The organism is Flagellimonas sp. S3867 (assembly GCF_014698935.1).
Lineage (GTDB): Bacteria > Bacteroidota > Bacteroidia > Flavobacteriales > Flavobacteriaceae > Flagellimonas.
This window is the reverse complement of record NZ_JACVMN010000006.1, coordinates 1-10,633: the sequence shown is the minus strand read 5'-3', so window position 1 is coordinate 10,633 and position 10,633 is coordinate 1. Positions and strand designations below refer to the sequence as shown.

Here is a 10,633-nt window from a genome sequence, read left to right as displayed (position 1 = left end):
CACACTCTTGTTTTTTATTAGATGAAATATTGTTACACAAATTAAGACAGCGACCAAAACCACAAAAGCGATTTTATCAACTTTTTTAGCATTTTTTAGAAATTGCATTATCGTTTTATTGAACTTTCTAATCCCCTATCAATTGTTTTTTAGAGTTAATTTAATATTGGGGTCTTAATTCTGTTAGTTGGTCTGGTCCAAACATACTATCCTGAAGCGGTTTCAATTTCATTCTTTTTTCGTCCATGTCTAAAATTTGAAAAATATGTTTTTCCTCAATTTGACCTGGAGCGAAAATTAGGAAATAAACATCATGTACATTTTTTAGGTACCAGTAGCCATCATTATCTTTCCATGTATTATTGATAAGGTTAAATCGTCCTTCCTTTTTACCAAACATTTTGTCCAGCCAAAATTGGTCACTTGAAAATTCAACATCTAGCAATCCATATAGCGAATCAAATTTATTATTGGTAAGAAATTTGATGATTTCTTTTTCTTTAATATCAAATGAGACTTTCAATTCTAATTTGTGAAATACACTAATCACATTTCCACTGGGTGGAAATTCTATAGAATCATTTTGGAATGCCTTTATAGAGATTCTCTTGCCTAAGCCTCTTATCCTTAACTTATTATTTCTTCTTTTGAACCTAAGCACGGAATCAGAACTTAAATGACCAAATGTATTATTTGTAAAGTCCAAAATCAAACCTTCTTGTCCAGAGGTATATTGTTCATTTTTATCAACGATTCTGTTATTGTAAGACATCCAAACACCATCTAATTGTTGTCCATAGGAATTAGAATATAATACCATTAATATGGTTATGGTCATTATTTTTAATTCACAAGAGCTAGGGCGTTTGTGTATCCTCAATTGGTGCAATGTTTATCCTTTTTTTGAACTTTTCCTTGTAAAGCGTTAATTAAATATTTCTAAAATGGAAGATTCATATTCCACATTAAAACAATTGCCATAATTCCTCCAAAAAGCATTAATGGAAAAAATATTTTTACTTGTCGTGCTGTCACGTTAGACTTACCAGAAAGTGTTCTTCGTTGAACAAGTCCAGGGTGTTCTTCTATGAACTCCGCTCCTTTTTTAAAATAGATCCACCAAATACCAAGCATCCAAATAATTATTAAATACCCGAAAAACAACTGTATAATCCACTTTTCCGATCTTGGATTAAAAAAATCAAAGATACTTTCCGCCTGACCAGTAAGAACACCCAATCCCATCAATATCCATGGCATACTTCCTAGAGTTATATATCCTTTAAAGTAGTTATTATAACCTTCTTTAAGTTCTGGATTTTGGTCACTAAGTTTTTTCGTGCTCTTTTTACCCAAGAAAGCATTTATAACTGTTACGAACAGAAATAAAATCCAGGCATGTTTAAAAACGTACTCCATTGGTAAAATATCAATTATCATTTATTTAAACTCTAATTTTGTTTTGTCTTCAGATTTACTAGAAATCTAGCCAGTATCCCTAGATTGGAAAGAATAAGATAGCCAACCAACAAGTTGACTCCGGAAATAAACCATCTGAAATAATCCCAAAATTCTGCAAGGCCAGGTGCTTCAAATGGGCTTAAGCCGGTCACGGAAATCTCTTTTTTAAACCCTAGATAACAGTAATGCAGGAACTCTGGTAAATGATCTAAAATCATAAACCCACCTATGAAAATCAATGCAATTTTTACAATTTCAAGACTACCTAAGTTACCGAACTCTATTCTCTCATCATCAAAACCTTTATCCAGTTTTAGTACGTCGATCACATTATCGGATTTTCGAAGTAGAAACACGAACAGCAATATCATCAAAACAGCGGATCCCAATATGATAAGAACCGGCCAAATGGCCAATTCATAACTTAAATAACTTACATTGGTTGGGATGAAATTGAATATTGTGAGTAATAATAGATAGAGGGCAAATATTCTAATGATAATCCTGAAAAAATCTCTCTTGGTCATTGGCTGGTTTAATTATTAATATTTACGAATAGTTTATTTGAATTTTTTGTTTATTCAATGTTAGTTTCAAACCCTCTATAAAGTGCTTTTTTTTCAGGTTTGGAAAGTTTTCGTCCTTGAATTTCTTCCCAAAATCTTGCAGCATTCTTTTTAGAAAATTGATTTGTTCTCTTTATTGCCTGCCCCCAGAGAAAAATCCCAAAATCTTTCCTGTTGTATATTATATTGTCATAGGCATAGAACCCTTTTTGGTCATCTTTCATTTTCATTTCAAAATCAAGTTTACCTCCAACCGTTTCCGTTTTAAAGTAACTGATGACTGTTTCTCTATCTTGATTGAAAATGCTATCACCGCTTTGCGCAAAACAAAGGTTGGATATCGCAAAACAACTAATCAATATAATAAGTTTCTTCATCGTTTATTTGAACTTTTTAGATTATAAAAACTTTTCAAATTACATTTATTAATTCAAAAACAATAAGGGAATATCAAACTCTTCTTCCTTTACACCATTGTTAATTTCAAGACCTTTGATCTGAATAAATGTCCTTCCACTTTTCTCAAGTTTCCCAATTGTGAACTTATAGTTCTTTGCAACCAAATACTGGACATCTTTCAACATTTCACTATTTAGTCCTTCTGGAAACTCATATGCCCAATTATGGCCATCCCATTTACTTTTAAATCCGTTTTGATCATTGTCAACATTGACTGCTCCTGAATATGATAATTTGACTTCACCAATTTCAATCTCGTTTTTAACGGAACGAATTTTAATAATGTTCAGAATTTGCAACTTTCCTGTACTATTGAATGAAATAGTTGAATCCGTTTTGAATATTTCTACATTTTCCCTTCCAGATGAAGCAATCTCAATATTTTTAATCAGGTTTTGAAGTTCGTTAAACTCATCTTCAGTTATACCAAGATTTGAATGATATTGAATAGGCTCTCCTGGCGTTGCATTTGCCATGTATTCAACGAACCATTCATAATTGTCACGAACTCCTTGTTGAAACTTTGAAGCCAATTCTTGCTGTCTTGGACTTTGAACAATTTTGTCCATAACACCCACCGTTGCTTCTCCATCTACTAACCAATCGTTAATATCAGTTTGTGCCTGTTCTGTTATATCTGATTGGGAATAACAGGAGTTCAACAGAAAGCCAATGGCAATAAATATTATAGATTTCTTCATCTTTTTATAGAACTTTAAAATGGATTATGGATTTTAAGTTAGGTCATTTCATTAATGAAATCCATATCCAACTGTCTACATTCGGTAAATGATTTGCATATATACTCTAGAACTTGCCCGATTTCAATCAACTTTTCATCTTCTATATTTGAAATTTGAAATACGTCATTTTGATTATGACTATATCCAATACTCGATTGAATACGGTAGGCCAATTCCCAAATTTGAGAACAATAGCGTAATCGCTGGATTTCAGACAATTGTCTAGAGTTTAATCCATCAATGTAGAGTATCAATTCTGCAAACAATGAATTGTCAAAATAACCTTCTTGATGTAGTTTTTCATAAAATGAACCTTTAGATTCATTGAGATTTTCTAATAGCAAATCCATTAATCTTATAAAATCCTTTATTTGAACTTTTAAAATATTCTTTAAATTTTAATCATTGACTTAAATTCGGTCAATTTCATCTTCTAATAAACCGACTATTTTCTTCGTTTTATTGTTACACCATAAAAGGAAGAGCCCTACAATGAAAAAATGTGCCAAATAAATTGAAAGAAATTCAACTCCATATTCTTGATAAATAATCTGTCCCAAACTTTTATATTTTGCAAAAACCATTAGTCCAGCTTCAATCCATACCAATGCCATATATACAAACCCTATTCTGGCTAATAGTGTTCCTAACTTTTTTAATTCTGTAGACGAATTCATCCTTTATTTGAACTTAAGTATAATCTGTTCTTTGCCAATAGTGGTTTCTATTGAAGTCGAAATGTAATGGGAATAGTATAATGAACCATTACTTTCTGACCTTCTTTTTCATAGGGGTTTAATTTTTTCAGTGAATTCATGATTCTATAGCATTCACTATCCAAGGACAAATGGTCTTTTTCAAGAATTCTTAAGTTTCCTACATCTCCATTTTTGTCAATTGTAAATTGAACTGCCACTCTTCCTTGAATTCCATTTGCTTGTGCTGTTTCTGGGTAGCGAAAATTATCTCGAATATGCCGTTGAATCTTTTGTGTATTCTCATCTGACCTGACATCAATTCCCAATTCTTTATACTGGATTGCATTTTCTGGGATAAATTCTCCATATTTTAATACAAAATCATAATTCCTTTGAGATTCAATATTGCCCTTTTTATCGAACCATTTCCAGATTCTATATGGCTGCTCTCCCAAATAGAATTTTTCCCAGATTACTTGTCCGTTTTTGGTCTTGGTGAACACTTCGGAAGTTACGCTGTCATTTTCCCTTTTCAGCACCTTTTTATAAGAGCCTTTGTTATTTACTTCTTTATATCCATACTTATCCGAATAATATGTGATTTCAGTTTCAATTTGTGCGTTAACATAGATTGTAAATAGAAAGAAAAGCAATGAGGTGGTTTGTTTCATTCTTTGTGAGGATTATTTAGTATAGGAATTTATGCTCGTTATGTAGGTGACTAAGTTAAAATAAACTCACGAAACCTTTTGGTCAATGGTTATGAGAATCCTTTGTTTGAACTTTAGTTTTCTAGTCTTCTTGAAAATACTCATAAGCGAGACTACCAATATCTTCGGTAAGTGAATTGTTTTCCTCATCAAAAAGCTTGAATGCCTGTTGAAGATTGCCGCCAATTGAAGCTCCACCTTCCAACCCGATTAAAAGAGAATAAAAACCGTCCGTTAGAGCTCCATCAATGATAGCACGCAAGTTCTTCAATTGTTTGGGGTTAAATCCCAAAGATTTGATTTGCTCCCCAACATACGTTTCTATGCTATCATTAAAATAGGTCTTTAATAATTCCTCTTTTGTCTGATGTACTCCACGAACAAAATCTTCAGTATGCATATTGAAATCCTTTATTTGAACTTATAGCCATTCATAAGAGATAGCTATTGCAATAATTTCGTTTGCTTTTTTAGATAGAGGAAAATTCTCTGTCATAAATTTAACTGCATTATTCTTGCCAACGTTTATGCTTTTATTGTTCCAAAGTTCAAACCTGCCTGACTCTTTCCAAATTTCATTTACTAGTTCTTTTTCTTGATAACAAAGTAAATCATTCTCCTTAATATATTTGATAAAGTCTGAATCTCTACCACCCTTAAACCCAAGAATTACATTTTCAAGATTCTTCATCCCTTATTTGAACTTTAGCTTTTATGTTTCCGAATATACAGGCCATAGACCAAACTAAGAACCAGATAGAGTCCAATTCCTAAAATGAAAGCATTAAGGTGTATTTTCTCATCCGTAGATATAATTAGGATCTCGGTTATCAAAGCGCCAAGCACCAAACTTACTATTAATCTTACCCACCATTTTCTTATTAGATTCATCCTTTATTTGAACTTTTTATTCTGGTCTTTTATTTCCACAGGCTACGCACATTTTCGCTTTCGGTGTTCTATACGGTTTTCCACAATTTTCACAATCCGGACCGATTTGTTGTAGCGAATGGTGCATTATAGCATTTGGTTCTGTCTCTCCGAAACCTGTTAGGTTGTTATAATAATCCAGTAAGTCCTTAAACCCTAATTGCCTGTCTTTATTTAATGTTCTAATTCCTTTTGAGTATAAATTGGAAGCAATCACAAACTCCTTTTCGTCCAACATGGGCACTTCCATTTTGCATCTCCAGCAATACTTCATCTCCATTGTTTACAATCGTTTTATTGAACTTTTTTAATTGTGATACCAGTCATAAATGTCCTCAGAAAGTTCTTCGCTTTCATTCTTTGAAATATCCAAACCATAAGAACTGACCAACTCACTTGAAACTATTCTACCAATCTTTTCCAAATCAGCTCCGCTATGAAATTGTTTGATTAAATGCTCGCTCAGTTTTAGAAATGAGCCACTATGACAGGAAGGCATTACGTTGGACTGATAAATAATTTTGCTCAGTTCTCGAACCGAAAAGCTATCTAATCTCTTCATCGCTTATTTGAACTCTGAGTTGAATTGCACTGATATTTTATTCAAATTCTTCTTTATCCTTTAATATTCTATTTTCATATAATTCTTCCCAAGAATCATACTCTAAAGTAATAGGATACTGACCGTCATAATGAGAGTTGTTGCTCCAAGTCAAATGAACGACCGCAAATGAGTTATCTTCCACCAGAAAAAGCACATCGTCATTGTCTTGCCTTCTGGCAAGAGTTTTAACTTTTTTATCAAACAAAATATGACTCTTGCCGATTTCCTTTTCAAGTTGACCGCTTAGATTTTGATTTGTCCAATACCAAGGTTCTGGTAGTTCAATATTTTTGTCAAATTTTTGCATCAACACAAGTTACCCCAATTTTTCAAATCGTTTGTTTGAACTTTCATAACATGCAAAATTCAAATAGAATCCAGATGCGTTTAGTTGAACTGTGCATATTAATCTATCTAAATTTAAACTTTTTTTCCTCAGAGAACGCCTACGCTTGCTTTTATGATACTAGGCTAATCAACAATCAATTTAGAAAGGGCTTCTTAATAAATCAATCTCACTAAGGGACTAGCCAGATATAAAACTAATCCAAAAAATTTGTAGTAATAATTCAAACGGTCAGTTTACTAACCAAAATAGGTGGTTAACTCAATACGTATTTCGGAATGATTCTTGTTCGTTTAGTTTAGCCAAAAACAAGCAACCATGAAGAAATTTTTATTCCTTTTACTTTCTGTATCGACAATTGTCTTTGGGCAAAAAGAATATTTAGCTGACCTCCCTATTAGAGGAGCGGTTTCTGAAATTGGTATTTCACCTTCGGAAAAATTATGGTTAGCTACGAAACCGGGCAATACTTATTATACAGATAGTATTCAAGGACTTTGGCGTTTTGGTCCTTTGCAGCCTAAGGGAATCTCAGGAGAGGGTATTTTCGAGAGAGTTAACTTCTTTTCAGAAGACACCTTAATGATATCTGGCTATATTCATGGAGATGACTCTGATACAGATTTTGTCTTATGGTCAGGAGACCGGGGAAGAACATGGGAAGAAGCAAAATTTGGAAAGGAAAGTTGGATTGACGCAGCTTATATCAATGAGAACGGTAAAGCCTGGATGAGCGGTTCTTCGCAGTTGATATATTATACAGAAGACAGCGGTAGAACATGGCAAGAGTTCGATAAAATAGAAAAGAAAAAGAGTGTTCTCAGATTTTCTACCATTCACTTTTCCAAAGATGAAAGTATAGGTTTATTTGGTTCATTCTGGAACAAAATATATAAAACGAAGGATAATTGTAAAACTTGGGAAAGAGTACCCACGCCACTAGACCAGAAAAAATACCAAAGGCTTTCAAAGAAGCATAGGCCAGATATTCGTAAAATAAGAACCTTCGGGAATTATTATCTTATCAATCAGCAAGGCAATGTATACTGGTCTGAAATAGATTCGGTTAATTGGAAAGAACTTCCACAAATAAGGGATTTTGAGGTTTCTGAAAATGAGTCTGTCTATCTACTAGATAAGAATTTGAAAGTTGAACTGAGGGATGCTAAATTTCAGGTTGTTTTTAAATCGGAAAAGAGTCTCGGAAATTATCCTAGAGCAATTGGTGTGAGGAATAACAATTTTTTTGCCCTTACCGCCAACAAAGTATACAAAATTAATCAATCTGAGTTTGGCGTATCAAAATTACTTACTCAGGAGATTCCAATACCAAAACCTCAAATAAGAGTAATGTACAGAAATGAACCATATGGTTTCGATGGAAACAACATATTTAAATTCGATAAGAAAAAAAATAGTTGGTACCGATTTATGGAACTTGATTTTTTTATCTCCAATGCTATTCTTAAGGATGATAAAATAATAATTGCCGACCAAACTCTTAAAAATAGATACCTTCTAGATACCATTGATAAAAAGTTAGAGAAATATACTCTACCAGAATCCCTATTTGATTTATCGAATAACCCCGTAAAAAATATATCATTTGCTATTGGAAGCTATGGATGTTTTCATAGAAACTCTCAGATACGTGAATATAGGTTAAAGGATGAGTTTTTTGTTCTTAAAAGAAACGAAGGAGCTATATTTTCAAGTATGCCCAGGGAAATTAGCGTTGCCGAAATAAATGATTTTATAACAGAGGTAGATGCTTCTCGATATGAAAACAATAAAGTTGAAGATTTGGAGATTACTGCCAGTGATTTAGAAAGTTTCAAAAAATTCATTTCCAAAAGTGAAAAAAGAATTGCTAAAAAAGGGATTGATGTTTTTGATAATTTGGGTGCGTACTCTTTTCCTGGAGAAAACACAGATTTTGAATTTTACAAAAATGTGGCGGATAATTTTGATAGCATTCCGGAGGTTGTGCTTGAAAATGTTTTTGCTCAACGTTCTTCGATGTGGAGTACAACTACTAATTGGAGGAAAGTAACTTTTGAATTTAGGAATGGCCGAACTCTTACTATAGATAATTCTAGCTTTAAACCCAATTATTTAAATACTCCCTGGACGATTAATCATGATGGTCTGTTACTTACTAGTAATTCCATAAAACTTGCCAAGCAATTGAATAAGCTAACTCTAGGAGGTTTGTTTAATGGTTCGACAGGAGATAAAAATTTTGCTATTTTTCAAATTGCGGATTATTTGTACCGTCAATCCTTGACAGTATCCAAATAACCAATCCTTTATTTGAACTTTCAACGGTTACGTATATGAAATGTTGCGTGTTTGAGTGCGAGGATTTTCCGAAGGAAAATCAGAAGCTAGCAAACAAAGCAACTCACATTGGTTAAGCACGAACTAGCAATTTTTTATATACAATGTTATGTGGCGTTTTTTATTCTCTTCCGTTTATCCATTTTATTGCACTTTGAATTACTAAATCATTTTGTTCTCCAATTGAATTATAATTAAACTCTACGATTTCATCGGGCTCAATTTCAGTTCCAAATATTATTCCTTTTCTGTCTGCATAAATTGAAGTAGTTAGTAAAATCATTGAACCATCACTTAATTCAAAATTTTGATTTCCAGTTGATAATCCAGCAGTTTTGGTTCCAAAACTTTTAGTTTTTTCTCTGTTATGAAAAGCAGTTACAACTATTTCGCCAGAACTTCCTGTTTGATAACCAGTTAAAACAGCAATTGGTTTAGTGTCATCGTAAAGATTATACGGTTCTTTACTCAGTTTAACCATAGTAAATTCATTAATTCCAGATTCTCCATTTTTATAAAACCAAGAATCTTTATTTCCTTTTTTATCAACGAAATAACCACAGATTCCATTTCCTAAAATCGGTCCAATTCCAGTCAACATTGGCCAACAATTTCCACCAGTGTTTTCTCTTAAGTCCAAAATCCAACCTTTAATGTTTTTATTATCAATAGATTTAATCTTATTCTGTAAACTGTCTGCATATTTTTGGATTGAGATAGAATCTCCACTAATAAATCCATCCATTTTAATATATCCTAAATTGTCGTTTAGTAATTCCCCCGAAAAAGGCATTAGGTTAACGTCTTCAGATGATTTACTTGTAGATTCCCATTTTTTCACTTGCTCTTTTGACATAAAAAAACTATGATTATCTCCTAATTCTCTTAAAATTGATTGAACTATCGGATAACATTCCTCAATGGAATTTACATTCGATAATTTAGAAAGTGCATTTTTTTTTACCTTTTCAAAGTCAATTGAATCTTTGTTTATTGAATTATTTTTAACTATTTCCAAAACTTCATTCAAGTATGTTTTAGGTGTCAATTCCTTTTGTTTAGTATTTGAACAATTGGAAGTTAATATCAGTAAAAAAAGTATTGCTAAATATTTCATTGTTGGTTTCTTCAAATGCTACATAACGGTCTCGTATAACCGTCAGTTACGTGTTTAAATTTATTAATTTTCGGTTAAGCACTGAGCTTGCAATTCCGAGTGGATTCGGACGTAGTCGAATCCGCCGTAATTGCGGTTATACATTGTTGTAACACGTTTTTTCATTCCGCTAAACCGTGAAAAATTTGTATTAAAATCAAAATAATAGTCAGTCCGAGAGTTACAATTCCGCTTATTTTATTCCTTTTCCAATTCCAAATTGCGAGTCCGAATAAAGTTCCGAAAGCTATTCCATAAGTCAGATTCACGTATGAGTAAAGTTCAGCAGTTCGATAGTAATATGGAACAGGTCCTTCTCCGCCAAAAGGATAAAATTCGGTTTGTTTCAAAATTCCAATTTTATAATACTCAGAAAGTCCCATAAACGCAAAAAATCCGCTCAATAGAATTCCAATTCCAGCTGCGATTTTCTCAAATATTGTTTTCTCTTTCTTCAATTTTATTTATCAGATTTCGTTTTGTTCAAATGTGTTACAACGACCCGCTAAACGTAGTTCCGGGATTTTTGTGGAAATATAGTAAAATCGTTCGACTGTCGTGTGCGAAGCTGTCCTGACTGGGTTGCCGGGTCTCGCATTCGACGGTCTGCCAAGAAGGCC

16 protein-coding genes are annotated in these 10,633 nt (G+C 32.8%); 1 reads left to right on the top strand and 15 read right to left on the bottom strand.

What is annotated here, in order from left to right:
• Nucleotides 1-160: 160 nt before the first annotated feature.
• From IAG46_RS17440 to IAG46_RS17380, 13 genes are all read right to left on the bottom strand, one after another.
• Nucleotides 161-838, bottom strand: coding sequence for a hypothetical protein (locus IAG46_RS17440; protein WP_223826754.1), 678 nt, complete (start codon nt 836-838; stop codon nt 161-163).
• Between the two features lie 101 nt (nt 839-939).
• On the bottom strand, nt 940-1,440 hold the full coding sequence (locus tag IAG46_RS17435; RefSeq protein WP_190811679.1) for a hypothetical protein: 501 nt from the start codon (nt 1,438-1,440) through the stop codon (nt 940-942).
• 11 nt (nt 1,441-1,451) lie between these two features.
• Nucleotides 1,452-1,988, bottom strand: a complete 537-nt coding sequence (locus IAG46_RS17430) for a hypothetical protein (RefSeq protein WP_190811678.1) — start codon at nt 1,986-1,988, stop codon at nt 1,452-1,454.
• A 50-nt stretch (nt 1,989-2,038) separates the two neighbouring features.
• A complete protein-coding gene (locus IAG46_RS17425; protein WP_190811677.1) occupies nt 2,039-2,404 on the bottom strand; it encodes a hypothetical protein in 366 nt (121 codons plus the stop codon).
• 48 nt (nt 2,405-2,452) lie between these two features.
• Nucleotides 2,453-3,187: a hypothetical protein gene (locus IAG46_RS17420; RefSeq protein WP_190811676.1), complete on the bottom strand. Its 735-nt coding sequence runs from the start codon at nt 3,185-3,187 to the stop codon at nt 2,453-2,455.
• A gap of 38 nt (nt 3,188-3,225) precedes the next feature.
• Entirely contained in the window at nt 3,226-3,579 is a 354-nt protein-coding gene (locus IAG46_RS17415) for a hypothetical protein (RefSeq protein ID WP_190811675.1), read from the bottom strand.
• Between the two features lie 60 nt (nt 3,580-3,639).
• On the bottom strand, nt 3,640-3,906 hold the full coding sequence (locus IAG46_RS17410; RefSeq protein ID WP_190811674.1) for a hypothetical protein: 267 nt from the start codon (nt 3,904-3,906) through the stop codon (nt 3,640-3,642).
• A gap of 47 nt (nt 3,907-3,953) precedes the next feature.
• Entirely contained in the window at nt 3,954-4,598 is a 645-nt protein-coding gene (locus IAG46_RS17405) for an energy transducer TonB (RefSeq protein ID WP_190811673.1), read from the bottom strand.
• 121 nt (nt 4,599-4,719) lie between these two features.
• Entirely contained in the window at nt 4,720-5,037 is a 318-nt protein-coding gene (locus tag IAG46_RS17400) for a hypothetical protein (protein ID WP_190811672.1), read from the bottom strand.
• A 21-nt stretch (nt 5,038-5,058) separates the two neighbouring features.
• Nucleotides 5,059-5,328 carry a hypothetical protein gene (locus IAG46_RS17395; protein ID WP_190811671.1) on the bottom strand — a complete coding sequence of 90 codons (270 nt, stop codon included), beginning with the start codon at nt 5,326-5,328 and terminating at the stop codon, nt 5,059-5,061.
• A gap of 216 nt (nt 5,329-5,544) precedes the next feature.
• Complete coding sequence (locus IAG46_RS17390) at nt 5,545-5,841, bottom strand: hypothetical protein (RefSeq protein WP_223826753.1); 297 nt, start codon at nt 5,839-5,841, stop codon at nt 5,545-5,547.
• Nucleotides 5,842-5,874: 33 nt separating this feature from the next.
• Nucleotides 5,875-6,129 carry a hypothetical protein gene (locus tag IAG46_RS17385; RefSeq protein WP_190811669.1) on the bottom strand — a complete coding sequence of 85 codons (255 nt, stop codon included), beginning with the start codon at nt 6,127-6,129 and terminating at the stop codon, nt 5,875-5,877.
• Between the two features lie 37 nt (nt 6,130-6,166).
• Nucleotides 6,167-6,478 (bottom strand): hypothetical protein, encoded by a 312-nt coding sequence (locus IAG46_RS17380; protein WP_190811668.1) that lies wholly within the window; start codon nt 6,476-6,478, stop codon nt 6,167-6,169.
• A 357-nt stretch (nt 6,479-6,835) separates the two neighbouring features.
• Between IAG46_RS17380 and IAG46_RS17375 the strand changes: the two genes are divergently transcribed.
• Nucleotides 6,836-8,818: a YCF48-related protein gene (locus IAG46_RS17375; protein ID WP_190811667.1), complete on the top strand. Its 1,983-nt coding sequence runs from the start codon at nt 6,836-6,838 to the stop codon at nt 8,816-8,818.
• A 160-nt stretch (nt 8,819-8,978) separates the two neighbouring features.
• Here IAG46_RS17375 and IAG46_RS17370 read toward each other — a convergent pair whose 3' ends face one another.
• Together IAG46_RS17370 and IAG46_RS17365 are read right to left on the bottom strand one after the other, a co-directional pair.
• On the bottom strand, nt 8,979-9,974 hold the full coding sequence (locus IAG46_RS17370) for a S41 family peptidase (protein WP_190811666.1): 996 nt from the start codon (nt 9,972-9,974) through the stop codon (nt 8,979-8,981).
• A 161-nt stretch (nt 9,975-10,135) separates the two neighbouring features.
• Nucleotides 10,136-10,471 (bottom strand): hypothetical protein, encoded by a 336-nt coding sequence (locus tag IAG46_RS17365; RefSeq protein ID WP_190811665.1) that lies wholly within the window; start codon nt 10,469-10,471, stop codon nt 10,136-10,138.
• Nucleotides 10,472-10,633: the final 162 nt, after the last annotated feature.

Excerpts from the sequence above, each read along its gene's own strand:
- IAG46_RS17370 (WP_190811666.1), bottom strand. The coding sequence starts at position 9,974 with ATGAAATATTTAGCAATACTTTTTTTACTGATATTAACTTCCAATTGT.
- IAG46_RS17390 (WP_223826753.1), bottom strand. The coding sequence starts at position 5,841 with ATGAAGTATTGCTGGAGATGCAAAATGGAAGTGCCCATGTTGGACGAA.
- IAG46_RS17415 (WP_190811675.1), bottom strand. The coding sequence starts at position 3,579 with ATGGATTTGCTATTAGAAAATCTCAATGAATCTAAAGGTTCATTTTAT.
- IAG46_RS17410 (WP_190811674.1), bottom strand. The coding sequence starts at position 3,906 with ATGAATTCGTCTACAGAATTAAAAAAGTTAGGAACACTATTAGCCAGA.
- IAG46_RS17420 (WP_190811676.1), bottom strand. The coding sequence starts at position 3,187 with ATGAAGAAATCTATAATATTTATTGCCATTGGCTTTCTGTTGAACTCC.
- IAG46_RS17395 (WP_190811671.1), bottom strand. The coding sequence starts at position 5,328 with ATGAAGAATCTTGAAAATGTAATTCTTGGGTTTAAGGGTGGTAGAGAT.
- IAG46_RS17375 (WP_190811667.1), top strand. The coding sequence starts at position 6,836 with ATGAAGAAATTTTTATTCCTTTTACTTTCTGTATCGACAATTGTCTTT.
- IAG46_RS17380 (WP_190811668.1), bottom strand. The coding sequence starts at position 6,478 with ATGCAAAAATTTGACAAAAATATTGAACTACCAGAACCTTGGTATTGG.
- IAG46_RS17385 (WP_190811669.1), bottom strand. The coding sequence starts at position 6,129 with ATGAAGAGATTAGATAGCTTTTCGGTTCGAGAACTGAGCAAAATTATT.
- IAG46_RS17400 (WP_190811672.1), bottom strand. The coding sequence starts at position 5,037 with ATGCATACTGAAGATTTTGTTCGTGGAGTACATCAGACAAAAGAGGAA.
- IAG46_RS17435 (WP_190811679.1), bottom strand. The coding sequence starts at position 1,440 with ATGATAATTGATATTTTACCAATGGAGTACGTTTTTAAACATGCCTGG.
- IAG46_RS17430 (WP_190811678.1), bottom strand. The coding sequence starts at position 1,988 with ATGACCAAGAGAGATTTTTTCAGGATTATCATTAGAATATTTGCCCTC.
- IAG46_RS17425 (WP_190811677.1), bottom strand. The coding sequence starts at position 2,404 with ATGAAGAAACTTATTATATTGATTAGTTGTTTTGCGATATCCAACCTT.
- IAG46_RS17405 (WP_190811673.1), bottom strand. The coding sequence starts at position 4,598 with ATGAAACAAACCACCTCATTGCTTTTCTTTCTATTTACAATCTATGTT.
- IAG46_RS17440 (WP_223826754.1), bottom strand. The coding sequence starts at position 838 with ATGACCATAACCATATTAATGGTATTATATTCTAATTCCTATGGACAA.